We start from the raw sequence: 23,379 nt of genomic DNA on the forward strand, positions 1-23,379 counted from the left end.
GCACGTGGACGCCTACGGGGAGTGATCACCCTCGGTCATGCGTCGGGGCCGGTTCGGAGAGTACGTCTCCGGGCCGGCCCCTCGTGTGTCTGGGCGGCCTGTCGGGGCCGCCCGGGTCGTGCGGCTCAGGCGGCCGTCATCACCGGCGCGCCGCCCAGCGGGCGGTGCGGGGCGATGATCTGGCCGTCCGGCAGGAGCTCACCTGTGTCCTCGAAGAGCAGAACGCCGTTGCACAGCAGGCTCCATCCCTGCTCCGGGTGATGCGCCGCGAGGCGGGCGGACTCCCGGTCGGCTGATTCGGCTGACGGACACGGTGGCTGGTGCTGGCACATGGATGGGATCTTTCGCTGGGTCGAGGTGTGAGTGATGGGTGTGGTGTCTGTCTTGCGGCTTGAGGTACTCATGGCCGCCCCCCGTTGATGTGTGGTCTGGAACCCAGTGTTGCCCCACGGGCGCCAATCCGCAGGGATTTGAGGGCACCGCTTCTCACAGGTTGATGACGCATCACCCGTGCGGAGGGTTCACCCCAACTGCGCTGCCCTTTCGGGTGGTTCGAGGTGGCCGAATGGGGCTAGTCAGGTCGGGCGCGGAGCGCGTTTCTCCTCGTACGAGCGCTGTGGAGCCCTAACGAGCGATCGGTTCTCCGGGTGCGGGACAGCGCCGTGCCCCGCGGCCGGGAGGCACGGACGCGGGGCACGGACAGAGGTCGAGAGCGCGGCTGCTCAGGCCGGCGAGCTGAGGAGCGGTGCCGGGGTGACCCGGTGGGTGAGAACGGGCAGCAGTTCGGCGACGCGGTACGGCCGGTGCGCGGCGATGCCGGGCGGGGCGGGTGCGAGCGGGACCAGGAGGTCGGTGGCGGCCGGATGGCCGGTGGCGCCGTCCGCCGTGCAGTCTCCGTGCAGCCAGAGGGTCAGCATGTACAGCTCGGGCACGGACAACAGGCGGGCCTGGTAGGGCTGTTGCATGCTCTCGGCCTGCCGTACGGCGTGTTCCGTCGCGGCGATGTAGGGGCCCTCGAAGAAGCGTGAGAAGGCCCAGCCGTCCGGGGTCAGCATGGTGTCGGCCGCGGCCACCGCACGGTCGCCGCAACGGATCAGGAAACGCCACCCGGCGAGCCGGGTGGCGGAGGCGCCCGCGGGAGTGATGCGATCCAGGACGTGGACGGGCAGCGGGAGTTCGGGAGTGGCGGGTCCCTGTGCCAGGCGCAGGGACGGGGTGCGGGCTTCGCGGACAGCGGTGGGGGAACCGAGTGCCGTGAGAACGGTGCGCAGGGCGGGCGCGGGAGCCGGGGGTACGTGCAGCGGCATGGTGGGTCGCCTCTCATTCGACAGGCACAGTGGCGCGAGGGCGGGGGCGGACGGCGCTGTCAGCTCTCGGGTCAGAGGGGCGAGGGGTCTGGATCTGCCGACAGGGTGTCGCCTGCCGTCGTCACCGTGACGACAGGACCTAGGACCGCGAGCGCCAACTCTCTGCCTCGGTAGCGGAGTTTATACGACGCGTGTTCAGACGGTGTTTCGTCTAGTCGTCCCGAATACGAAGAACAAGGCGCTATTCGGTCGATGAAACGAGGAGTTCATCCCGGTTCTGAGCGGTCGAACCGCGGTGACCTCGGAATACTCCGCCGCAGCGGTCGGCCGATTCTCGTCGGCGTTTTTTACGAGATCATTTCGCGCGGTAAACTTGCTTACTGCTCCATGCCCGGTGAATGTGCCCGGGGCCGATGTCCAGGGTAGCGGCCGAAGAGCGCGCGCGGGACGTTATGGATCGCGTTGCCTGGGCATCATCCACCGTGACCCGGGACGCCAGGGCCGGAGCGTCGGCCTGCCCATCCGAGGAGGGACACTTCGATGGGGGAGAAGGTCGTGGCAGGGACAATCGGCCTGTCCGATCGGCAGCGCTACCGCGACAAGCTCCGGCAGTGTCTGACGGGGCTGGAGCGACTGCTGGAGGAGAAGCGGTTCGACCGCCCGAAGAATCTGATGGGCCTGGAGATCGAATTGAATCTCGCGGGGCCCGACGGCATGCCCAGAATGATGAATGCGCAGGTACTCGAACGGATTGCGAGCCGCGATTTCCAAACAGAACTCGCCATGTTCAACCTGGAAGTCAACATAGCCCCACACCGATTGGGCGGCCGGGTATTCGACCGGCTCGCCGAGGAGATCCGCACCTCGCTCGCGTATGCCCACCGGAAAGCCAGTGAGGTCGACGCCGGAATCGTGATGATCGGCATTCTGCCGACGCTCGGCCGGGACGATCTGGTGTCCGCGAACCTCTCGGACGTCGACCGCTACACGCTGCTCAACGATCAGATCGTGGCCGCGCGCGGAGAGGATTTCGAACTCGACATCGACGGTGTGGAGCGCTTGGTCTGCAGGTCGGGATCCATCGCGCCCGAAGCCGCCTGCACCTCAGTGCAGTTGCACCTCCAGGTCACACCGGACCGGTTCGCGGACGTGTGGAACGCGGCGCAGGCGGTCGTCGCCCCGCAGATCGCGGTCGGGGCCAACTCGCCGTTCCTGTTCGGGCACGAGCTGTGGCGGGAGTCGAGGCCCCCGCTCTTCCAGCAGTCGACCGACACCCGGCCACCGGAGCTCCAGGCGCAGGGAGTCAGGCCGCGCACCTGGTTCGGCGAACGGTGGATCACCTCGGCGTACGACCTCTTCGAGGAGAACCTGCGGTTCTTCCCGCCCCTGCTGCCCATCTGCGACGAGGAGGATCCGCTCGGCGTCCTGGACGCCGGGGGTGTACCCAAGCTCGCCGAGCTGGTGCTGCACAACGGCACGGTGTACCGCTGGAACCGGCCCGTGTACGGCATCGCCGACGGCGTCCCGCATCTGCGCGTCGAGAACCGGGTGCTGCCCGCCGGCCCGACGGTCACGGACGTCATCGCCAACGCCGCCTTCTACTACGGGCTGATCCGCGCGCTCGCCGAGGAGCCGCGTCCGGTGTGGACGCGGCTGTCCTTCGAGGCGGCCGCCGCCAACTTCGACGCGGCCTGCCGGCACGGCATCGACGCGCGCCTGGAGTGGCCGCGGCGCGGCCGTTACGGCGGGACCACGCAGGTGGACGCCGCGAACCTGGTCCGCGACGAACTGCTGCCGCTCGCCGCCGCAGGACTGGACGCCTGGGGTGTCGAGCCCGCTGACCGGGACTTCTACCTGGGCGTGATCGAGGACCGGTGCAGGCTGCGTGTCAACGGCGCGACCTGGCAGGCGGCGACGTTTCACCGGGCCCTGGAGAAGGGCCTCGGCCGCGACGCCGCACTGGCCGCGACGACGCGGCGCTACGGCGAGCTGATGCATCTCGGAGAGCCGGTGCACACCTGGCCGGTGGGACTCCCTGAGCCGGTGCCGCTGGGGTGACGCGGGGCGTTGTGCTGGTGGGCTCGGGCTGATGCGGGGGCGCCCGGGATGGTGCCCGGGGCCGGAACCGGGTCAGCGTCCTGTGGTGGCCGGTGCGCGCCGATGATCCGGCCGGTGGGCCGTGGGCGTGTGGCCGGTCGGGCCACGGACACGGGAGTGGTGCGCCGGGCGGGCGCGGCCGCCGGTGTGGGTGCCGGTGGGACCGAGGCAGGGGTCGGTACCGGCCGGGTGGCCGTCAGTTCGGGTTCTCCGCGCCTGCCGCCGTGATCGCCTTGAGTATCGCCGCGTGGATCTGTGAGGGCTCGTTGACCCGCTCGCCGGAGCCGCCCGTCGCCCTGGCGATCTGGTCGACCTCCCGGCGGTCGCTGTCGGGGCCCACCGCGATGGCGATCAGCGGCACCGGGCGTTCCGGGTCGGCCAGTTTCTGCAGCTCGGCGACGAGATCGGACCTGGAGATGCTGCCGGGGTCCTGGTTGACCCCGTCCGTGAGGATGACCAGCGCGTTGAACCGGCCCTTGGCGTAGGAGGCGACGGCGGCCTTGTAAGCGGCGAGTGTGGTGTCGTACAGACCGGTCGCTCCGTGCGGGACCGGCTTCAGGGAGCGGAAGGCCGCGGACAGTCGGTCGCGCTGGGTGCCGGATCCCTTGGTGTCACCGAGCCGCTCGGTCGGGACCAGGACGCGGTAGTCCTTGGGGCCGTCGAGCTTCGTGGAGAACTTCCACAGCCCGATCTCGTCCTCGGGAGTGAAGGTGGCGAGCGCCTGGAGCAGGGACTCCTTGGTGACGTCCATGCGGGACCGGTCGCTGCCCGGCAGTGGCTCGGCCATGGAGGACGAGGCGTCCACGACCGTGGTGATCCGGGCGCTCTCCACCGTGATCGTCCACATGCCCAGGGCTTCCTGGACCGCGTCCTTCGACGAGGGGGCGGCCACTACGCGCGCGTACGGCTGCGGGAACCTCCCGCCGGCCTCGGTGACCAGCGTGTCCGACGGGTTCCCCGCGTCCGTGCGGAACCCGAACATCCGCAGGAACTGCCGGGGTGCCGCCTCTGCGAGCAACGTCATGAACCGCAGGGCCGCACGGCTCTCGTCCGTACCCAGCCGCGACTCGTCGACCAGCGTGTACGGGTAGTCGAGCAGTGGCGCGCCGTCCTTGGGATAGAAGAGGTCGAGGTCGTCACCGCCGTCCGCCGAGGTGTTGTGGGCGAACGCCGCCTGCTCGGACAGGATCAGCGCCTGATTGCGCCCGGGGCTGCCCTTCCCGGAGCCGGAGAAGTCGCGGGGCAGCGTGTCCAGGAGCTGGGTGTCGCTGTCGGACGTGCGCTGCGAGAGCGCCTTGGCCATCGAGGCCGCCTGGACGTCACCGCCCTTGACCCGGGAAGCGGCCTCGCTGATCCGGGTGAGCGCGAGCAGTCCCGTCGAGCTGTGGGCCGGATCGGCCGTGCCCAGCTCGATGCTCTTGGCCCGCGTCGTCGCCCCCGCCAACTCGCTCCAGGTGTACGTCTTCTCGGGCCAGCCCAGCGTTTTGGCGGCCGACGGGACCATGGCGACGCCGACCGGTGTGGAGGCGACGTTGCCCAGGCTGTTGACCTGCGTGGCGGTGCTGATCTCGGCGACCCGCTCCACCCACGCGTCGGAGTCCGGCACCCACACCTGTACGTCGGACTTCTTGCCCGACCGGAGCGCGGCGGCGACCTTGTACGACTCGCGAGCGGTCACGCTGACGTCGAGGCAGCGGCCGTCGGAGGTGATGTTCTTCGCGCGGGCGTCCTCGGCTGCGGCCCTGAGCGCGGGCGCGATGTCCGGAGAGGCGGCCACCTCGATGTGCACGGCGTCGTCCTCGCAGCTGCCCCCGAAGGAGAACAGGCCGCCACGGACGGCGGCGGCCGTGCCTCCGGCGACGGTGAGGACGAGTGCCGTCGCGAGGGCCACATTGCGGCGGCGCGCGCGGATCCGGGGGTCGGCGGAGCCCGCCCGTGGCGCGTCGGGCAAGCTGTGACGTCCCATGACGGTGAGGTCCTCCCAGGTGAGCCCGAACCGTGAGACAGCCGTAGAACAGGCAAAGGGGAAGTACGCCCCGTATGGCGCCCGTCCCCCAACGGCCTGTCGCACACGATCTTCGCAATTTCTTTCGAGACCCTAGCGGGGCGACGACGGGGATGCGGCGGGATTACCCAACTGGAGGCGGGAGTGCAGGTGGAGGCGGGCTCGGTGGCCGATTCCTTTCCGGAGGAGAGGCTGACACGACGGATTCTCCGGGACGAGACGCTGCTCGTCCTGGCGCTGTCGCTCGGCGCGAGCGGAGTGTCCGCGCTGATCAGTTTTGTCGGATCGGTCACGAAACCGGGCGGCCTCAAGGACCAGGCGGCCACCCTGAACGCCTCGGCGGCGCCGGGCCGGCCCTGGCTCGATCTGGCCTGGCAGCTCTTCGGTATCGCGTCGGCGCTGGTACCGGTCGCGCTCGTCGCGCACCTGCTGATGCGCGAGGGGCAGGGGATGCGCGTGATCGGTTTCGACCGTACGCGCCCCTGGCCGGACCTCGGCCGCGGTGCCATGGTCGCGGCGGTGATCGGCAGTACGGGAATCGCCTTCTACCTGGCGGCGCGTGGGTTCGGCGCCAACCTCACGGTGGTGCCCGAGGCGTTGCCGGACGTGTGGTGGAAGTTCCCGGTGCTGATCCTCTCGGCCGTGCAGAACGCCGTGCTGGAGGAGGTCATCGTCGTCGGGTATCTGCTGCGTCGGCTCGGGCAGTTGGGCTGGACGCCGGGGACCGCGCTGGTGGCGAGTGCGGTGCTGCGCGGCTCGTACCACCTCTACCAGGGCATCGGCGGCTTCGTCGGCAACATGGTGATGGGCGTGGTCTTCGTGTATCTGTACCGGCGTTGGGGCCGGGTCGGGCCGCTCGTGGTCGCGCACTCGCTGCTCGACATCGGGGCTTTCGTGGGGTACGCCCTGCTCGCGGGGAAGGTGGGATGGCTCCCGACGGCGTGAGCGGCGCTCGCGACCACTGAGCTGGCGCGGGCGCGGGATGACTGCGAAGGGGCGTACGACCATCTCGTACGCCCCTTTCGCGTGCTGTCGGACGAGACCTGTGCGCCGTCGTGCGAGTCCCACGGGCTTGTTACGCGAGTCCCGTGGGCCTGTTCACGTGAGCAGCTCGCCCTCGATGACCGTGACCGCGTGTCCCGACAGGAGGGTGCGGGCGCCGCGCACCTCGGTGCGGACCAGGCCGGAGCGCGGGGAGGCCTGGAGGCCGGTGAGAGCGGGGCGGCCGAGGCGCTCGGACCAGAACGGGGCGAGGGCCGTGTGGGCGCTGCCGGTGACCGGGTCCTCGTCGATGCCGACGTTCGGGAAGAAACAGCGCGAGACGAAGTCGTATCCCCGGGAGGGGTCTTCGGCGCGGGCGGTCGCGATGATGCCGCGCTCGGAGTAGCGGGCGAGCGCCTTGTGGTCCGGGGCGAGAGCGCGGACGGTCTTCTCGTCGGCGACCTCGACCAGCAGGTCACCGGTGTTCGGGCCGGTGTCGAGGGTGCGCAGCGGCTCGGCGCCGAGTGCCTCGGCGACACCGTCGGGGGTCTCGACCGGGGTGAGCGGCGCGGTCGGGAAGTCCAGGGTGATCGAGCCGTCGGCGGCGGGCGCGGCGATGAGGACACCGCTGCGCGTGGCGAAGCGCACCGGGCCCTGGTGGGCGCCGGTGGTGTACAGGACGTGCGCCGCAGCGAGGGTCGCGTGTCCGCACAGGGCGACCTCGGTGGCGGGGGTGAACCAGCGCAGGGCCCAGTCGGCCTCGCCGCCTTCGGGAAGACGGTGGGTGAACGCCGTCTCCGCGTGGTTGACCTCCATGGCCACGCTCTGGAGCCAGGCGTCGTCCGGGAAGGAGTCGAGGAGGAGGACCCCTGCCGGGTTGCCGGCGAAGGGGCGGTCGGTGAAGGCGTCGACGACACGAATGCGCATGCCTCGAAGTTAGCGGTCCCGGGAAGCCGCGGGCCAAGGCCAATCCGGGGGATCTGGCCTCTTGTCGGCGCGGGCGGGAGGTTCGGGCGCCACGGCTGCCGCCTACGTCTCCCGCTACTACTTTGTCCGGCTGTCCGATGGACGCGCACGCGTCGTTGACGTCCGTTCTGCGGACGAGATGGATGAGGCGACGTGCGAGGCGTTCGATGCGACCGGACACGCCTGCCGGGCCGTGGGCTGGGACTTCGAGTGGGTAGGGCGGCCCGATCCCGTGGTCATGGCGAATATTCGCTGGCTGTCCCGATATCGGCAGGCCCGCTGCGGCAGGCCGGTGTCGGTGGTGGACCGGCTCCTGGAGGTCTTCCGTGAACCGTTGGGGCTAGGGGACGGCGCCGGGCTGGTCGGAGACCGTTTGCGGGTTCTCCCGGTGCTGTTCCATCTGTTGTGGTCCGGCGCTCTGAGGACGGACCTGGTGGGAGGGCTGACGGAGACCGACGGTCTGGTCCGGACGGAGGGAAACGGATGGGCAGCCCGAATGCGGACAAGTGACCCACCCCAGCACGAGCAGCGAGCCGATCACCAAGCTTCCCTGCCAGGTCCGGCCGATTGCCGGTGAAGGTTCCTATCCCTTCATCGCCCGCCTCGCCCGTGCCAACTGTCTTCCGTCTGCCTACCTGCGGCGCTTCCTCGCAGGCCCGCCCGGATATCGCGGCAGTCCGTCGTGGGAACGGATCGCCGCCGTCACCGGCCGCGATCCCGAACTGCTGCGGAAGACACTCGACACGGTCAAGTGCAAGGAGTGCGGCTCCGTTTCCTGGTCACTCGCACGTTCGGCGTCCTGCCCCGCTACTGCTCGACTCGATGCCGCGTCCCCCAAAAGCACCCGGTCATGGGACCTTGCCGAATCTGCCGGCAGCCCATGAAGATCCAGTTCGGTCAGCGCCACCGACTCTGTTCCTCCGCCTGCCGCAGAGTGGCCTGCATCGAACGTCGTTCCCGCAACGAGGGCGCCGCTGAACAGCAGTCATCCCGCGACTGCGTCGTCCGTGAAGGCCCCATGCCGCCGTCCTCTCAAGTCGTTCACCAGCGCACCTGCTCGGAGACATGCGAACTGCGGGTCTCCCGCTGGGACCTGCGGATCGAGAGGGACGGGCTTCCTCTGCCCACAAGGACGTGCGCGTTCCGCGGAATCCCGATAGAAGCGAAGCCCCGCACCGATCCGCCTCGGCGCTGGTGCAGCCGCCGTTGCCGCGCATGGTCGTCCGGGGGTGTTGAGCCAGCGGTCTTCTTCAAGCCGATGGCCTGCGGGCAGTGCCAAAAGCCGCTCGATCGCCGCAAGGACGGCTGGACTCGGCGCTGGTGCTCGCGCAAGTGTTACCGGCTGTCCCGCGGCTGGCCTGAGCAGCCGAAACAGGGCACAGCCGAGCGGTCTATCACGGCCTAAGACGCTTGGCGCTGAGTGACGGTGACAGCTGAGGCGACCAGCCTTCACGGGCCACCGGTAGCTTCCAGCCATCCACTGCTCAAGGACCACGCCGGTGACCTGACCGCCGGCCGCCATCACGTGCCGGACGGCGGTGTCGACGGTGCGAGATCCGCGTAACGCCTTGCCGTCGACGCTGATCACCCCTGGCCGGTCGCATCGCTTTGTCGACTTTGGGTGGTGGGCGACGCCGGCGCGGAGCAACGCCGCGATCATCGCGGCCGGGACCCTGCGGCAGCTGTCTGTGGACATCGGCATCCTTCCTCGCGCACCACCGACGGCGCACGCGTCGCCGTCGATTCTTGGCGCGCGGGAGGCGCCACGACGTGAATGAGCGGGTGCGCAAGACGGACATGGCGAAACTCCGCCACGAATGTGTCAGCCGTGCGGCACGCCTGCTACCGGTTTGCCACCGAGGAAGTCCTCCAGGATCTCGGCAAACCGCGCCGGCTGCTCCTCGGCCGCATAATGGCCACAATCGTCGATGACCACCCCGGTGACATCGTCGGCCGCCAGCCGCATCGTCTCGGCGACCATCGCGCCGCTGTACCGCGCGCCGCCGATGGCGAGCACCGGCAGCGTCAGCCGGGTCTTCTTGCGCTGCTCGTTCTGCGCGATCGTCTCGTCCAGCGCCCGGTAGTACGCGAAGCTCGCCCGCAGCCCGCGAGGATCCGCGACGATCGCATCGACGTAGACGTCGACGGCGTACGCGGGGATCGCGTCCGGGGTGGCTGCCTTCTTGGCGAACTGGTAGCCGAAGAAGAGCCGCTCCCGCCCCCGTACCAGCTCCTCGTTGAGGTCGGTGAGCCGGTTGAAGCCGAAGTGCCAGAGCCGCTGGTTGACCGCGGCCGGGCCGAAGACCGACGGGGTCGGCGTGAGACCGGGGATAATGGCGTCGACGACGGCGAGCCGGCCCACCCGCTCGGGGTGATCGGCGGCGAGGGCGTATCCGGTCCACATGCCGATGTCGTGGCCGACCACGTCGAACCGGTCGTGCCCGAGCGCGGCCATCAGGGCGACCAGATCAGCGGCCAGCGTGCCGGCGTCGTAACCGTCGTCGGGCTTGTCGGAGAGTCCGGCCCCGCGCGAGTCGACGGCGACGACGGTGTGCTCGCGGGCGAGCGTGGGCATCACTTCCCGCCAGGCGTACCAGGTCTGTGGCCACCCGCCGACCAGCAGCAGCGGCGGGCCGTCCCCGCCGGTGACCGCGTGCAGCCGCAGCCCGTTCAGCTCCACGAGCCGGCTGGTGAAGACGTCGGTGAACCCGTCGGGCAGCCGCAGCGAACTCAAGCTTGTCGTGCTGTCGGCCGTACTCATCATGGAACGATCGGTGCAACTTGTCATGCCGACGACCATACACATCTTGAAACGATCGGTGCAAGATGTGTAGGCTGACGAACCATGGCGGGCCGCAAGCAATTCGACGTGAACGAGGCGCTACGACGTGCGATGCACGTCTTCTGGCGCTGGGGTTATTCGGAGGCCTCGATCGACCGCCTGACCGAGGGCACGGGCCTGGGCCGGAGCTCGCTCTACGGCACCTTCGGCGACAAGAGCGCCCTCTTCCGGAAAAGCCTCCAACGGTACGCGCAGACCTACCACCCGCTGTACGACCAGGCACTCTCCGGCCCCCACCCGAGCCCGAGCGCCGTTGTGGCCGCCTACCTGCAGGTCACCCTGAACCGCATCGCCGACCCGACGGTCCCGGATGGCTGCCTGCTCACGGTGTCGGCGACGCAGTTCCCGGCCCTCGACGCGGAGGGCCAGGCGATGGTCCGCGCCATGATCGACGGTTTGCGAGCGATGCTGGAGCAGGCGTTGCTGGCGGCGGGGGCCGATGAGCGCGAGGCGGCAGAGCTGGCGTTGTGCACGCTGGCAACGAACAAATCCCTGGCGGTGCTGAGCCGCGCCGGCTTCTCGGGCGAAGACCTGGCAACCGTCGCAGCCGCCGCCGCCCGTATCCCCGGGAGGCCACATCCACTTCCTTGAACAGTGCGATGGACACCCAGAGCCCCGGCGAAGTCGTTAGGTGATGCCGAGTAGTACCAGTGGTCGGGTGCTGTCGCGGGCGTAGTGGCGGTTGGCGGCGGCGATGCCGGTGATGCGGAGTGCGCCGATGGCGGCGTTGCCGGCAAGTATTCGCAGGCCGGCCGGAACAACGGCTTCGGGGAATCGTGCTCCATTGCCCGCGCGAACAGGAACTCATCGAGGTCCTTCCACTCGCCCCGATGAAGTGACGGATCAACTCCGGGCGCCCGGCTTCCGGGAACGTACGCAGCCGAATCGGCTCATCCTCGGAAAAGGCGTCCCGAGTCGCCACCCACCCACCGCCTCCGCATCGACGACCGCGAACGGACGCGACGCCACGGCCGAACAACCACGACCCTTGTCCTGTCTCAACGAAGTTAGTCGTCCGCGTGCCGCTGACCTGCCTGGACTAGATTGGGTGAGACGCGTGGACTCGGTTCGTTGAGACAGACCGCAAGGCTCGTGCCTCCTCACCGCGTGTCGAGGTGTCCCGTTTCAGGCGCCCCGGTCCACGTCTCACGTGATCTGGTCCGATGTGCTCGTCGTCTCAGATGATCTGGGCCGACTCCTGATGCAGGCACTGGCTCACGTTCAAAGGGTCGCCTGGCATCCTTCAGCCTTCCAAGACCTGCGTCACTGCGTCCCGCGCGGCGCGGTACGTCCGGGGCCGCTGCGGTGCCAGCTGCGTGACCGCGTTCTCCAGCCACTGCGGATCGCCGAGTCGCTGTGCTGCACCGGCCTGGGACGCCTGGCCGAACAGCTCGACCACCAGCAGCGTCTCGCTGACGGTGTACCGCCGCACGTGATGGCTGAACCGTGCCGTCCAGTCCTCGTAAGGGTGCCGGAGGACCGCCGTCAGGCAGGAGTCGGGTCCGCCTCCCGTCGGGGTGAGGTAGGACAGCACGCGGGCGACCCTGGAACTGGCCATGCGACTGGTCGTGACCCGCATCCCCAAGTTCATGAACCGGGACCACGGGACCAGCTCAGCCTCAACGCCGGCCTCCCGGCAAGTGATCCCCTCTGCGCCGAGTTCCAGGCACGCTCCGCCCTGGCGCTCAGGGTCGCCCACCGTCCATTGTCCCTCGACGCGTTCCAACGGGCCCAGGCGCTCGCTCATGATCTCCCGGCGATCAGCAGTTTATCCGTGTGCCGGAGACAGTAGGCGAGCGAATGTCCGAACCCGGGCAGGCAGCCCGAGTGCCTCGCTAAGAACTTTCCACGGGTAGCCCTGACTGAACACCCAGACCTGGTAGCGCTTTGTGGACAACGCTCCCGCTCGCCGTCGTGCCAGTGCAGCCAGAACGGCTGCGAGTCAATGCCCACCACACTCGGGTCGAAGTCCATCAGCAGTAGCCAGTCCCGCTCCAGCCACGACTCGAAGCCGACTCGAAGCCGACGTGCCGCCCGGTCGTCGCCGCCCATTACCAGCCCGGGAAGTGACGCTCACCGAGCGACCAGCGGAACTTGCGTACCGGAGCGACATCCTCGAACCGGCCCGTCACGCAGTCCCGCAGCGGACGCCGACGGCGTCCGTGCACCGCGTCCACGTACGACAACTCGACGCACGGCCCCGCCTGCTCCACCCCAGCCGGTACAGCCATCCAGCACCCCCAGCGCGTTCAACCGCGCGACTAGGTTCGCTGAGACAGAAGCCCGAACGACTCGGTTCGTTGAGAAAACGACTCGATTGAGTGAGACGGGACAACCCTGTCCTGTCTCAACGAAGATTCCGTGAATCTCAGCGAAGGTGAACGGGCGCCCGTTAGTCTCACCGAAGGTTGAGCACCTGCTCGGCTTTCTGAGCTGGGGGTGCGGTGGACGCGCTGTCACGTGCGTACGGCGATGAGGCGTTAGCAGCGTTTGAGCTGGACTTTCACAGAGGCGGAGAGCGACGCAGGCTCCCGCTGGGGGCGAGTTGGCAGGTTCCGTTCGAGGCGGTCGAACCTGTCCGGCCCTTCCGTTGGGAGAAGGACACGCCGGGCTTCGCCGGCTGGTACTACTCGGTGACCGCGCGGGATCACGTGGGCTACGAGTCGTGGCTGGAGCGGGACCGGTTGATCCTGCTCGACAGAGATCCGCAGGTGAGGGCGATATCGTCGCAGCCCTTCTGGCTGCACTGGCGCGACGGCAGGCGACAGCGCCGCCACGCTCCCGATTACTTCGTCCGGCTGGCCGCGGGGCAGGCCCGGGTCGTGGACGTCCGCGCTGCGGAGGACATGGATCGGCGGACACGAGAGGCCTTCACGGCGACCGAGCGGGCCTGCGAGGCGGTGGGCTGGCAGTTTGAGTGGGTCGGCCGTCCGGATCCCGTGCTCATGGCCAACATCCGGTGGCTGGCGCGGTATCGCCGGGCACGCGCCGGCCGGCCGGTGGCCGTGGCCGAGCGTCTCCTGGCGGCGTTCAGCGAGCCGAAGGTCTTGTGGGAGGGAGCTGAGCTGGTGGGCGACCGGATCCAGGTTCTGCCCGTGCTGTTCCACTTGCTGTGGTCGGGAAAGCTGGAGACCGATCTGTCGGGAGGGCTGTTGGAGACCGGGAGCCTGGTCTGGGCGAAGGGGTGCCATCGGTGGGCAGGCTGAGGCGCCCGCCGACTCTGGCTGTCGGCGAGAGAGTCCGGTTCGACGGGCAGGTCCGGGGAGTGCTCGAAGTGACCGCGCAGGCCGCGGTCCTGGAGGACGCCGAGACTCCGCACCGTGTGGTGGCTTTGATCGAGTTGTTCGAGGCGGAGGACTTCGAGGTTTTGTTCCGCCCAGAGCGGATGCCGTTGCCGGCCTCGTCCGTCCTGGAGACGCTCCCGGCGACAGCCGTGCAGCAGGCGCTGTGGTGGGAGGGCCACATCCTGGAAGTGGTACACGGACTGCCGCCGGACGCGGAACCCGGAACGAAACCGCGCGAGGAGTACGGGGCGGGCACGTCGCTGACCGCGCGGGAGAAGGCCAAGGCTGCTGAACTGTCCCGGTCCGGCCGCCCGGTGACGGCCAGCACGGTCGCCCGGCTGCGTCGCCGCTACCTGAAGGACGGGGTTGCCGGGCTGGCAGATGGCCGAGCGGCCCGCAAACGGCCGGAGTTCGGGGCGGTGGATCCCCGGGTGGTGGACGCGATGCGCCAGGCCATCAAGGAAGGCGTCGACACCTCCACCCGGACCGCGTCCTATCTCATCTGGAGGGCGAAGGAGATCCTCACCCAGGCCGAGACCGAGTTCGAGGTTGAGGACGAACGACAGGTAGTGGCTACGTGGCCGTCCAGGGCCACTCTCTACCGGTTGGTGGAGAAACTGACGGCGGGCACCCACGCGACGGGCTCGGCGGTGACGCGCCGATCGAAGGCCCACACGGCGGGCGCCCCCTTCGGGGAGCTGACGGTGACCGCTCCGGGCGAGGTCATGCAGATCGACTCCACCCCGCTTGACGTGATGGTCCGCCTCGACAACGGGGTCGTCGGCAAGGTTGAGCTCACCGGCATGATCGATGTCGCTACACGGACTCCGACGGCGCTCGTGCTGCGGCCGTCGACGAAGTCGGTCGATGCCAGCGTGCTGCTGGCCAGGACCGTGACGCCGGAGTTGATGCGGCCGGGCTGGGTGGACGCGCTGAAGATGTCCCGCTCCGTGCTGCCGCACCGCAGGCTGCTGACGTTGGACGAGCGCCTCGAGCACGCGGCCGCCAGGCCGGTGATCGTCCCGGAAATGATCGTCTGCGATCACGGGAAGGTGTTCATCTCGCACAACTTCCGGGCCTCCTGCCGGTTCCTGGAGATCGACTTCCAGCCCACGCACAAGGGCTCGCCCTTCGAGAAGGGCCACATCGAGAAGATGCTGGGCTCGGTCGCCACGATGTTCGCGCAGTTCCTCCCCGGCTATACCGGCCGCAACACCGACCGCCGTGGTCGGCACCCGGAGAAGGAGAACCTGTGGTCGCTGCCCGAGTTGCAAGAACTGCTCGACGAGTGGGTTGTCGCCAAGTGGCAGAACCGTCCTCACGAAGGGCTGCGTGACCCCGACCATCCGGGCCAGCTGTTCACGCCGAACCAGAAGTACGCCGCACTGGTTGAGTCCTGCGGCTACGTCCCGGTCGCACTGAGCGGCCAGGACTACATCGAGCTTTTGCCTGCGGCCTGGCGGGCCGTCAACTCCTACGGCATCCGGATCAACAACCGCATCTACGATGCCCCGGAACTCGGACCGATGCGACGGCAACACTCCGGTGTCGCCGCCAAGCGAGGGCTCTGGGAGGTTCACCGCGACCCCTACGACGTCTCCCGAGTCTGGGTACGCAACCACCGCGGAGACAGCGAATGGGTCCAGGCGACATGGAAATACCTGAACCGGGCGCCCGTCCCCTTCGGTGACCTCGCCTGGGACCACGTCAGCCACCAGCTGCCCAAGGCCACCGAGGAAGAACTCGCCGAGGCCGTGGCCGCCTTGCTCACCCGCGCACATGCCGGCCCTGCCCAGGCATCTGAGGGCAAGAAGAACAAGCCCTCTAAGCGGGACCGTCAGGTGACCGCACGAACCAGAGCCACGGCTCCGGCCGTGGTCACTCCGCCGCCCGCCCCGTCCCCTGCCGCCGAGGACGAGCCCACTGCAGAAGAACAGCCCGAGGGCAAAGAACCGATGGCCGAGGTGATCCCGCTTGGCCTGTTCGACCCGCGCGAGGACCCTTGGAGACGTTCATGACCACGCCGCACCTCCTGCCCTCCGAGTCGGGCGGACACCTGAACACGCGCCCGGGCTGGCGCGAGTTCGCGCAAGATCCGCCGATTCCGCCAGCCTTGCTGTCCGAGCGCGAGTACGCGGCGCTGAGCGATGCCGACCTCGCCCGCGACACCGAGGACCGCCTGGACCACCACACCCGCCTGCGGGTGGTGGCTACCTCCACGGTCCGCCACACCGTCACCACCGGCCGGCGTTTGATCCTGCTGAACCGGCACGCAGTCAGTGCCCGCCGCGGCCTGATCGCCTCCGGGCCCGCGGGCACCGGAAAGACCATCGCGATCACCCAGCTCGGCCTCGCCCACGAGATCCAGGACCGCGACCGCCACCCGAATTCACCCGACCGCATCCCGGTCCTCTACATCACCGTCCCGCCGGCCGCGACGGCCCGCATGATCGCTGCCGAGTTCGCGCGCTTCCTCGGACTGCCCACTGCCGGCCGTTTCAACATCACCGACATCATCGAGGCCGTCGTCGGTGTCTGCACCAAAGGCCGCACTGGCCTGGTCCTGGTCGACGAGATCCACAACATTTCGCTCACCAGCCGCATCGGTGCCGAGGTCGCTGACACTCTCAAATACTTCTCCGAACGCATCCCGGCCACATTTGTCTACGCGGGCATCGACATCGAGCACAGCACCCTGCTCTCCGGCACCCGCGGGGCCCAGATCGCCGGACGCTTCACGCTGATCCCCTCCCACCCCTTCCCCTACAACGCCGAATGGAAGGCACTGGTCAGAACGCTGGAGGAGACGCTGATCCTGCGTCATCACAAGCCGGGCACGCTCGCCCGCCTCGACCGGTTCCTCCACAACCGCACCGGCGGGATGATTGGTGCGCTCTCGCACCAGATCCGCGGAGCCGCGATCGACGCGATCCTCAGCGGCACCGAGAAGATCACGAAGAAGGACCTGGAGAACGTCCCCCTCGACGTCGCCGCAACCACCCGGACACACACACCGGAGGACGGGAGTTGACCAGCAGCGGGCCCTGGGTCGGCCCCGCGCTCGTCCCGCTGCCCTTCCAGGTCAGACCCGTCGCTGACGAGGGCCGCGACAAGTTCGTCGAGCGCCTCGCCGAGGCCAACTTCCTCAAGACGTACTACCTGCGAAGGGCTCTCCGAGAGCCGCCCGGCCATCACGGACCCGTCTTATGGCAGCGTCTGGGAGCCGTCACTGGCCGTGACCCCGTCGCGCTCAGCAACATCCTGGGCCACTCCGGTTGCAGGGGATGCGGCATGGTGCTGCCTCTGGACGACACGGCGACTGAACGCCGGACGTGCTCTGCTGCCTGCCGAACGAAGAGCTACCGCCGACGGCTCCGACGCCCAGCCGACGAGCCCCCCCGCGCTTCGCTTGATCGTCTGCGCAGGCTGCGGCCAGAACGCCGAAGTTCCCGCAGAGCAACACCGCCGTTACTGTTCACGAACGTGTCGCCAACTGGCCCACGAGCAGCGCAAACGCGAGCTGGACGAGATCCCGATCAAGGCCTGTGAAGCATGCAGAAAGCCCCTCGCCAGGTTCTCCAACAGACGTTGGTGCTCAAAGCGCTGCTGCGACTGGGGCTACTTCAAGAGCCAAGGACACACGCGCGCCCTCTTCCCCGGAGGACCGCATCCGGATCAACCACCCAACTGTGTTGAATGCGGCATCCCCATAGAACCAGGCCGCCGACGGGTCCGCTGGAACTGCTCGAAGGCCTGCGCGGACCGCGGCCGGTACCGCCGCAAGAAACAGGCAGCAGACTCCACCCACGCCGATCCTGCCTGATCACCGGAACAACTTTGGCGGCAACCGGTCCAGATGCGATGTCAAGGGACAGCAAGCACGTGACACAGCTCGGCACGAACGGCGAGCCGATCGCCAAACTCCCCTTCCAGATCCGGCCGATCGCTGGTGAAGGCTGCTACGCCTTCATCGCCCGTCTCGCCCGCGCCAACTGCCTTGAGCCCGCCCACCTGCGTCGCTTCCTCGCCGGACCGCCCGGATTTCGCGGCAGACCGTCCTGGGAACGACTCGGCGCCGTCACTGGCCGCGACGCCGGACTGCTTCGGAAGACGCTCGACACAGTGAAGTGCAAGGAGTGCGGCTCTGCCTTTCTGCTCCACCGCTCGTTCGGTAACCTGCCTCGCTATTGCTCCGCCCGATGCCGCTCTGGCCGGTTCCTCAAACGAGAGGTCATGGAGCCCTGCCGGATCTGCAAGCAACCCATGAAGATCCAGTTCGGCCAACGCCACCGGCTCTGTTCCTCTGTCTGCCGCAGAGCGGCCTACGTCGAACGTCGACTTCGTCAGAGGGACGCCACTGACCAGGACGAACCCCACATCTGTGCTGCTTGCGAGAGCCCCCTGCCGCTGATCTCCGAACGCACCTGCTCGCAGAAGTGCAGCCAACAGGTCTCCCGCTGGGACTGGATGATCGAGGACCATGGGCTTCCCCTGCCCTCAAGAGCATGCGCGTTCTGCGGAACCCCGGTGGCAGCAAAGTCTCCGGCTGACCCCCATCGCCGCTGGTGCAGCCGCCGATGCCGCACATGGGCATCCCGCGGCCACGACCCGGCCACCTTCTTCAACCCGCTGATCTGCGGACAATGCCAGAAGTCATTTGAGCGCAGCCCGGACGGCAGAGATCGGCGCTGGTGCTCACGCAAGTGCTACCGGCTATCCCGAGGCTGGCCCGAGACGCCATCCGCTTTGCGAGTAGCTCTTCCTGAGTGAGATCGCTGGTCGGGCCGGGAGATCGTAGTTGTGCTGGTCAGGGGCAAGGTAGAGCCGTTCGCCTTGCTTTTGGGGGTGTTCGTTTCTGCGCGCCGTTCCTCTATCCTCAAGGAGGTCATCAACTACCGCATGACATCTGCCCGGTGATGGAGTCGGCGTGGGGTGCGCGTCCCCGCTCCACGCCACCAACTGGACGGCTTCAGGCGCAGTCACGGGTCGGCACATCTGGACGCCGGCGACCCCGTGTGGCGCGTCCCGCCGGGCGGCGAAAGGGATGCGCCGTGCCTTCGGCTTCGGCGAACTACCGTACTTTGCTGCGCACTTCGGGTGCCGCGGCCTTCTTCCTTCCCGCTGCTGTCGGGCGTCTGGGCATCGCCATGACGGGCATCGGCATCGTCTGGCTGGTGCACGCACGCACCGGGTCGTATGCCGCCGCGGGGCTCGTCACCGGCGCTTTCGCTGTCGCGGACGCTGTCGCCGGGCCCCAACTCGGGCGCCTTGTCGACCGGTTCGGGCAGGCGCGGGTGCTCCCCTGGGCGCTGGTCGCACATGCCGGGGCCGTGGCGCTGCTGCTCGCCGGCGCCGTTCCGGACCTCGTCGCCGGAGTGCTCGTCGGGGCAACGCTGCCCCAGCTCGGTGCCCTGTCCGCCGCTCGATGGTCCGCCCTGCTGTCCGGCGAACGGGCTGCCGCGCTGCCTACCGCCTTTGCCCTGGAGGCCCTCGTCAACGGCGTGTCCTACATGGCCGGCCCGGCCCTGGTGAGCGTTCTCGGCGCGGCGGGCCGCCCTGGCGCCGGGGTGCTGCTCGCCGCCGTGCTCGTCGTCGGCGGCGGGCTCGCCCTCGCCGCCCAGCGCCGCACCATGCCGCCCCTCACCGGCCACGCCGAACGCCGGCACGCCGGGCGTGCCCTGCTCCGCTCCGCATTCCTGCGGCAGGTCGCGCTCGGCCTCACACTCGGGGTGTTCTTCGGCGCGATGCAGGTGTCCGTCGCCGCCTACGCCGTCGGACGCGGCACACCGGACGCGGCAGCCCTGCTCTACTTCGCCTCCAACTGCACCAATCTGGTGGGTGGCTGGGCCTACGGAGCATGGCGTCACGGCAGCTCACCCCGGCGGCACCAGGCCGCAGCCGCCGCTTGCCTCGCCGTCGCATGCCTCCCGCTGACCTTCCTCGACGCGCCCCTCGCGGTCGGCGCCACCCTCGCCCTGACCGGACTCGCCGTGCCAGTCCTCTTGATCGTCACCTCCGTGCTCACCGAGTCGTCGGTCCCGCGGGCCGTCCTCACCCAGGCGTTCACCTGGGGCAACTCCGCAAGCGCGGCAGGAATAGCGGGCGCCGCGGCGGTCGCGGGGCGGGTGGTCGACGCGGGCGGTGCACACGGCGGCTTCGGCGTGGCGGCGGGGGCCGCGGTGGTGATGACGATTCTGGCGCTCGGCGGTCTACGGGACTCATCACCGGACGTGACCGAAGTGGTCAATCTTCGCTGAGACAAAACCGGCAGTTCGTCAAGCTTTGCTGAGACTAAGACCGATCAGTGCAGCTTGCCTGAGATCGGCCCAACCTTCACTGAGACAGGTCACTCAATGCCCCGGGAGGGTTGTCATGCGAGTGCTTCCGATATATCGTTGACGCATCGCGACCGATCAACGATGGAATGGAGTGATTGCGATGCGTTCCCGTGGAGAAGACTTCGGATACGAGCACGAACACGGACATGGACACCACGGCGGACCCGGCCATCGAGGTCGGGGCGGCTTCGAGGGGCTGCGGGGGGCTTTCGGGCCCTTCGGACCGGGTGGTCCCGGTGGCCCGGGCTTCGGTGGACCCGGCTTCGGCCCGGGTCCCTGGGGCGGGCGCGGCGGCCGGGGCGGACCGCGGGGGAGGGCGCGGCGCGGCGACGTGCGCGCGTCGATCCTCGCCCTGCTCAAGGACCGGCCCATGCATGGTTACGAGATGATCCAGGAGATCGCCGAGCGCAGCGGCGGGGCATGGAAGCCCAGCCCGGGTTCGGTGTACCCGACCCTTCAGCTGCTGGAGGACGAGGGCCTGATCACCAGCGAGGCCGAGGGCGGCAAGAAGCTGTTCTCGCTCACCGAGTCCGGTCGCAGCGCGGCCGACGAGGGTCCCGACGCGCCGTGGGAAGAGGCCGGGCGCGGGGTCGACTGGGAGTCGCTGCAGGAGATCCGGCAAGCCGGTTTCGGCCTCATGGAGGCCTTCGGCCAGGTCTGGAAGACCGGCAGCAAGGGCCAGCGCGACAAGGCGCTGGCGGTCATCAACGAAGCCCGCAAGAAGCTGTACCTGATCCTCGCCGACGAGGACTGACGGCGTGCTGTGGTATCTGCCGGCGCCTCGCGGAAGTGTTTCCGCGGGGCGCCTTTCCGCATACGGAGCGCCGGGCGCCGCCTCGTGCGACGCGGGGACGTGCGGGGCTCAGGCCACCAGCCCGGCCAGCTTGCGCAGCGACTCGTCGAGGGCGGCCGTCGCCGAGTCCTTGAGCTTGCCGGCCATCAACGAGACGGCCGCGCCCGTGAACTCCCCTTCGATGCGCACCGATGTGGCGTCGCCGTCGGGGGTGAGCGTGTAGCGCGTGGTGACGTTCACCGACATCGGGCCCTTGCCGCGTATGGCCAGGGTGCGTCCCGACTCCAGTTCCTCGATGGTCCAGGTGACCTCGGCCGGGAAGCCCATGAGCTTCATGTTCTCCGCGAAGGTGCCGCCCACTTCGAGCTTCTCCGGGCCGCCGTTCGGGAAGTTGGTGTGCGTCGCGTTCCACTCGCCGTAGGAGGACCAGTCCGTGAGCTGGGCCCAGATCTTCTCGGCGGGCGCCTCGATACGTGCTTCCGCGCTGACTTCGGCCATGCGACCACCTCTTCGTGTCGGGCGCTGCGCCCGGCGCAGCTACGGTGTCGCGGAACGTAGCTCCAGGCTCTGGAACATTCAATACTGATGAACCGTCAGGAATTGTGGAGGGGGGCGGCGGGTCGGGCACCGGGGATGCCCGGAGGTCCGAGGGGCGGCCGTGCGCCGGGGCCCGACGGGCGAGCTCCGGTGCGGCCCTGTCGGCCGAGGGGGCGCGAGGCGAGGCGGCGCGCGCCTCTAGGGGGAAATAGGCGCGAAGTCATCCGTAGGGAGGAGAACCCGCACGGGGATGCCCACCCTGTGTCGGACCTGAAGATGCTGCCCGCCGTGGATGACCGGGCGTCACGAGGCTGATGGGGTAGAGGTCGTGCCGTCCCGTATCCCCCCGCAGTCCGCCGCCGCGAGCGGCCCGAACCATCCCGGTACCGATGCCGGACTCAGCGCGGAGCTGGCGTCGGTGGTCTCCGGCGCCCGCAGAAGAGCGCTGCGCGACGGGGACCGGCAGATCGACACGGCCCATCTGCTGCACTCCCTGCTGGAGTCCGACCCCGAGGTGCGCGCGGTCTTCGACGGCGGCCCGCAGATCGCCCGGCTGCTCGGCTACCTCGTGCAGCGCAGCATCGGCTACGGACTCCGCTGGCAGAGCGCCGTCGAGAACTCCGTCGCCGGGCCGATGGCGGCCGGCGGAAGCTGGTCCCCCTTGGCGGCCGGTGCCATGGAGGAGGCGTACGAGCGTGCCGTCCTGCGGGGCGACGAGCGGGCCCGTGGTCTCGACCTGCTGGCGGCGCTCGTCACCGATCCCCGGTCGCGGGCCCTCGAGGTCCTCGGACACGCCGGTGTCGAGCCCGGGCCACTGCTGGAGCGGATCGAGGGCGGCCGCGAGGAGTGCGTGAGCGGCGGCGACGCGGGCTGCTGAGGTCCCGGAGGTGGCCTGGAGCCCGGGCTCCAGGGCTCCCGGGTTCCAGGGAGCCCGGGAGCAGGCGCGCGGGAGCGGAGCGGGCGCGCCGGAGGGATGGTGCGGGAACCCGGAAGCCCGCGTTCTGCCGGGCGGGCCTGCCGGTCGCCCCGCGTTCTGTCGCGCGGGGCGACCGGTCGTCGTCGCGACCAGGTGCCGGCGTCCAGCCGATGAGACAGGTGTCATCGAGGGTGACGGTCATGTCGTCGCCTGTCATCATGTGCCCGTGCATACGTCTCAGGGGAGTCAGGGCAACCATGGAAGGGGCGTCGGCCTGGGTCTCGCGCTCGTGTCGGCGGTCGCCTTCGGTGGTTCGGGTGTCGCGGCCAAGCCGCTGATCGAGGCAGGGCTCGACCCGCTCCACGTGGTGTGGCTGCGGGTCGCGGGCGCCGCCCTCGTGATGCTGCCGCTCGCCGTACGGCACCGGGCGCTGGTGAAGCGACGCCCAGCGCTGCTCGCCGGGTTCGGACTCCTCGGCGTGGCCGGTGTCCAGGCCTGCTACTTCGCCGCGATATCCCGCATCCCCGTCGGCGTCGCCCTGCTCGTGGAGTACCTCGCCCCCGCGCTGGTGCTCGGCTGGGTGCGCTTCGTGCAGCGCCGGCCCGTCACGCGGGCCGCAGCCCTCGGGGTCGTCCTCGCGGCGGGCGGACTCGCCTGTGTGGTGGAGGTGTGGTCCGGGCTCAGCTTCGATGTCGTCGGACTCCTGCTCGCGCTCGGCGCCGCCTGCTGCCAGGTCGGCTACTTCGTCCTGTCCGACCAGGGCGGCGACGCGGGCGACGAGGCACCCGACCCGCTGGGCGTGATCGCGTACGGACTGCTCGTCGGCACCCTCGTGCTGACGGCGGTCGCCCGCCCCTGGACCATGGACTGGTCGGTCCTCGGGGGCAGCGCGGACATGAACGGGACGTCCGTGCCCGCCACGCTGCTCCTCGGCTGGATCGTGCTCATCGCCACCGTCGTCGCCTACGTCACCGGAGTCCTCTCCGTGCGCAGGCTCTCCCCGCAGGTCGCGGGCGTCGTGGCCTGTCTCGAAGCGGTGATCGCCACCGTCCTGGCCTGGGTGCTGCTGGGCGAACACCTCTCGGCACCGCAGATCGTCGGCGGCGCGGTGGTCCTGCTCGGAGCGTTCATCGCGCAGTCCTCGGCCCAGGCGAAGCCCTCGCGGGAGCCGGTCGCGGGTGGGCCGGGGGACGCCGAAAGGGAGTTGTCGGCCCACGGAACGGCCGTCTAGGGTGCTGATCATGCCCGCGACGCTCGTTCTTCCGCCTCCGGCCGCCTGAGGCGGGCGTACCGGAACACCGGCCCGGCCCCGC

19 protein-coding genes and 1 pseudogene are annotated in these 23,379 nt (G+C 69.3%); 11 read left to right on the forward strand and 9 right to left on the reverse strand.

Features of this window, described 5'->3' with window-relative positions; all coding sequences use genetic code 11:
* Positions 1 to 125: 125 nt before the first annotated feature.
* Together ACZ6KY_RS32900 and ACZ6KY_RS32905 are read right to left on the reverse strand one after the other, a co-directional pair.
* Positions 126 to 332, reverse strand: coding sequence for a DUF5999 family protein (locus ACZ6KY_RS32900; protein ID WP_261704097.1), 207 nt, complete (start codon positions 330 to 332; stop codon positions 126 to 128).
* Positions 333 to 722: 390 nt separating this feature from the next.
* Positions 723 to 1,307, reverse strand: coding sequence for a hypothetical protein (locus ACZ6KY_RS32905; RefSeq protein ID WP_469313908.1), 585 nt, complete (start codon positions 1,305 to 1,307; stop codon positions 723 to 725).
* Between the two features lie 540 nt (positions 1,308 to 1,847).
* Here ACZ6KY_RS32905 and ACZ6KY_RS32910 point away from each other — a divergent pair.
* The gene (locus tag ACZ6KY_RS32910) at positions 1,848 to 3,365 is read left to right on the forward strand and encodes a glutamate-cysteine ligase family protein (protein ID WP_469313909.1); all 1,518 of its coding nucleotides are present in this window, start codon (positions 1,848 to 1,850) and stop codon (positions 3,363 to 3,365) included.
* 235 nt (positions 3,366 to 3,600) lie between these two features.
* On the opposite strand, the gene ACZ6KY_RS32915 is transcribed toward ACZ6KY_RS32910, so the two are convergent.
* Positions 3,601 to 5,370 (reverse strand): substrate-binding and VWA domain-containing protein, encoded by a 1,770-nt coding sequence (locus tag ACZ6KY_RS32915; RefSeq protein WP_469313910.1) that lies wholly within the window; start codon positions 5,368 to 5,370, stop codon positions 3,601 to 3,603.
* 183 nt (positions 5,371 to 5,553) lie between these two features.
* On the opposite strand from ACZ6KY_RS32915, the gene ACZ6KY_RS32920 reads away from it, so the two are divergent.
* Positions 5,554 to 6,354, forward strand: a complete 801-nt coding sequence (locus ACZ6KY_RS32920; RefSeq protein WP_469313911.1) for a CPBP family intramembrane glutamic endopeptidase — start codon at positions 5,554 to 5,556, stop codon at positions 6,352 to 6,354.
* A 153-nt stretch (positions 6,355 to 6,507) separates the two neighbouring features.
* Here the strand turns inward: ACZ6KY_RS32920 and ACZ6KY_RS32925 are convergent, their stop codons facing one another.
* The gene (locus tag ACZ6KY_RS32925; RefSeq protein WP_469313912.1) at positions 6,508 to 7,317 is read right to left on the reverse strand and encodes a PhzF family phenazine biosynthesis protein; all 810 of its coding nucleotides are present in this window, start codon (positions 7,315 to 7,317) and stop codon (positions 6,508 to 6,510) included.
* Positions 7,318 to 7,378: 61 nt separating this feature from the next.
* Here ACZ6KY_RS32925 and ACZ6KY_RS32930 point away from each other — a divergent pair, with 61 nt between their 5' ends.
* Complete coding sequence (locus ACZ6KY_RS32930) at positions 7,379 to 7,933, forward strand: TnsA-like heteromeric transposase endonuclease subunit (protein ID WP_469313913.1); 555 nt, start codon at positions 7,379 to 7,381, stop codon at positions 7,931 to 7,933.
* 1,245 nt (positions 7,934 to 9,178) lie between these two features.
* Here ACZ6KY_RS32930 and ACZ6KY_RS32935 read toward each other — a convergent pair.
* On the reverse strand, positions 9,179 to 10,144 hold the full coding sequence (locus ACZ6KY_RS32935) for an alpha/beta fold hydrolase (protein ID WP_469313914.1): 966 nt from the start codon (positions 10,142 to 10,144) through the stop codon (positions 9,179 to 9,181).
* A gap of 57 nt (positions 10,145 to 10,201) precedes the next feature.
* Between ACZ6KY_RS32935 and ACZ6KY_RS32940 the strand changes: the two genes are divergently transcribed.
* On the forward strand, positions 10,202 to 10,789 hold the full coding sequence (locus ACZ6KY_RS32940; RefSeq protein ID WP_469313915.1) for a TetR/AcrR family transcriptional regulator: 588 nt from the start codon (positions 10,202 to 10,204) through the stop codon (positions 10,787 to 10,789).
* A gap of 652 nt (positions 10,790 to 11,441) precedes the next feature.
* Here ACZ6KY_RS32940 and ACZ6KY_RS32945 read toward each other — a convergent pair.
* A complete protein-coding gene (locus ACZ6KY_RS32945) occupies positions 11,442 to 11,756 on the reverse strand; it encodes a hypothetical protein (RefSeq protein ID WP_469313916.1) in 315 nt (104 codons plus the stop codon).
* Between the two features lie 338 nt (positions 11,757 to 12,094).
* Positions 12,095 to 12,429 (reverse strand): annotated as a pseudogene (locus ACZ6KY_RS32950) (TnsA-like heteromeric transposase endonuclease subunit); the annotation flags it as partial.
* Positions 12,430 to 12,642: 213 nt separating this feature from the next.
* On the opposite strand from ACZ6KY_RS32950, the gene ACZ6KY_RS32955 reads away from it, so the two are divergent.
* Genes ACZ6KY_RS32955 through ACZ6KY_RS32965 form a run of 3 tightly spaced genes read left to right on the forward strand, consistent with a single transcriptional unit; the run spans position 12,643 to position 16,513 of the window.
* Positions 12,643 to 13,404 carry a TnsA-like heteromeric transposase endonuclease subunit gene (locus tag ACZ6KY_RS32955; protein WP_469313917.1) on the forward strand — a complete coding sequence of 254 codons (762 nt, stop codon included), beginning with the start codon at positions 12,643 to 12,645 and terminating at the stop codon, positions 13,402 to 13,404.
* Positions 13,392 to 15,500: a transposase gene (locus ACZ6KY_RS32960; protein ID WP_469313918.1), complete on the forward strand. Its 2,109-nt coding sequence runs from the start codon at positions 13,392 to 13,394 to the stop codon at positions 15,498 to 15,500. The genes ACZ6KY_RS32955 and ACZ6KY_RS32960 overlap by 13 nt, the downstream gene beginning before the upstream one ends.
* Complete coding sequence (locus ACZ6KY_RS32965) at positions 15,497 to 16,513, forward strand: AAA family ATPase (RefSeq protein ID WP_469313919.1); 1,017 nt, start codon at positions 15,497 to 15,499, stop codon at positions 16,511 to 16,513. Before ACZ6KY_RS32960 ends, ACZ6KY_RS32965 begins: the two co-directional genes overlap by 4 nt.
* A gap of 833 nt (positions 16,514 to 17,346) precedes the next feature.
* Here the strand turns inward: ACZ6KY_RS32965 and ACZ6KY_RS32970 are convergent.
* Positions 17,347 to 17,928: a hypothetical protein gene (locus ACZ6KY_RS32970; RefSeq protein ID WP_469313920.1), complete on the reverse strand. Its 582-nt coding sequence runs from the start codon at positions 17,926 to 17,928 to the stop codon at positions 17,347 to 17,349.
* A gap of 605 nt (positions 17,929 to 18,533) precedes the next feature.
* On the opposite strand from ACZ6KY_RS32970, the gene ACZ6KY_RS32975 reads away from it, so the two are divergent.
* The gene (locus ACZ6KY_RS32975; RefSeq protein ID WP_469313921.1) at positions 18,534 to 19,739 is read left to right on the forward strand and encodes an MFS transporter; all 1,206 of its coding nucleotides are present in this window, start codon (positions 18,534 to 18,536) and stop codon (positions 19,737 to 19,739) included.
* 181 nt (positions 19,740 to 19,920) lie between these two features.
* Positions 19,921 to 20,574 carry a PadR family transcriptional regulator gene (locus ACZ6KY_RS32980; protein WP_401331773.1) on the forward strand — a complete coding sequence of 218 codons (654 nt, stop codon included), beginning with the start codon at positions 19,921 to 19,923 and terminating at the stop codon, positions 20,572 to 20,574.
* A gap of 108 nt (positions 20,575 to 20,682) precedes the next feature.
* Here the strand turns inward: ACZ6KY_RS32980 and ACZ6KY_RS32985 are convergent, their stop codons facing one another.
* On the reverse strand, positions 20,683 to 21,111 hold the full coding sequence (locus tag ACZ6KY_RS32985; protein ID WP_469313922.1) for a type II toxin-antitoxin system Rv0910 family toxin: 429 nt from the start codon (positions 21,109 to 21,111) through the stop codon (positions 20,683 to 20,685).
* Positions 21,112 to 21,442: 331 nt separating this feature from the next.
* Between ACZ6KY_RS32985 and ACZ6KY_RS32990 the strand changes: the two genes are divergently transcribed.
* Both ACZ6KY_RS32990 and ACZ6KY_RS32995 read left to right on the forward strand, forming a co-directional pair.
* Positions 21,443 to 22,027: a peptidase gene (locus ACZ6KY_RS32990; RefSeq protein WP_469313923.1), complete on the forward strand. Its 585-nt coding sequence runs from the start codon at positions 21,443 to 21,445 to the stop codon at positions 22,025 to 22,027.
* Positions 22,028 to 22,286: 259 nt separating this feature from the next.
* Positions 22,287 to 23,297, forward strand: coding sequence for an EamA family transporter (locus ACZ6KY_RS32995; protein WP_469313924.1), 1,011 nt, complete (start codon positions 22,287 to 22,289; stop codon positions 23,295 to 23,297).
* Positions 23,298 to 23,379: the final 82 nt, after the last annotated feature.

Source organism: Streptomyces sp. NPDC042002, assembly GCF_055588305.1.

What these genes read in the sequence shown, in the direction of transcription:
- ACZ6KY_RS32985 (WP_469313922.1), bottom strand. Translation starts at nt 21,111, where the DNA reads ATGGCCGAAGTCAGCGCGGAAGCACGTATCGAGGCGCCCGCCGAGAAG.
- ACZ6KY_RS32900 (WP_261704097.1), bottom strand. Translation starts at nt 332, where the DNA reads ATGTGCCAGCACCAGCCACCGTGTCCGTCAGCCGAATCAGCCGACCGG.
- ACZ6KY_RS32905 (WP_469313908.1), bottom strand. Translation starts at nt 1,307, where the DNA reads ATGCCGCTGCACGTACCCCCGGCTCCCGCGCCCGCCCTGCGCACCGTT.
- ACZ6KY_RS32915 (WP_469313910.1), bottom strand. Translation starts at nt 5,370, where the DNA reads ATGGGACGTCACAGCTTGCCCGACGCGCCACGGGCGGGCTCCGCCGAC.
- ACZ6KY_RS32925 (WP_469313912.1), bottom strand. Translation starts at nt 7,317, where the DNA reads ATGCGCATTCGTGTCGTCGACGCCTTCACCGACCGCCCCTTCGCCGGC.
- ACZ6KY_RS32935 (WP_469313914.1), bottom strand. Translation starts at nt 10,144, where the DNA reads ATGACAAGTTGCACCGATCGTTCCATGATGAGTACGGCCGACAGCACG.
- ACZ6KY_RS32945 (WP_469313916.1), bottom strand. Translation starts at nt 11,756, where the DNA reads ATGGCCAGTTCCAGGGTCGCCCGCGTGCTGTCCTACCTCACCCCGACG.
- ACZ6KY_RS32940 (WP_469313915.1), top strand. Translation starts at nt 10,202, where the DNA reads ATGGCGGGCCGCAAGCAATTCGACGTGAACGAGGCGCTACGACGTGCG.
- ACZ6KY_RS32965 (WP_469313919.1), top strand. Translation starts at nt 15,497, where the DNA reads ATGACCACGCCGCACCTCCTGCCCTCCGAGTCGGGCGGACACCTGAAC.
- ACZ6KY_RS32990 (WP_469313923.1), top strand. Translation starts at nt 21,443, where the DNA reads ATGACCGGGCGTCACGAGGCTGATGGGGTAGAGGTCGTGCCGTCCCGT.
- ACZ6KY_RS32980 (WP_401331773.1), top strand. Translation starts at nt 19,921, where the DNA reads ATGCGTTCCCGTGGAGAAGACTTCGGATACGAGCACGAACACGGACAT.
- ACZ6KY_RS32910 (WP_469313909.1), top strand. Translation starts at nt 1,848, where the DNA reads ATGGGGGAGAAGGTCGTGGCAGGGACAATCGGCCTGTCCGATCGGCAG.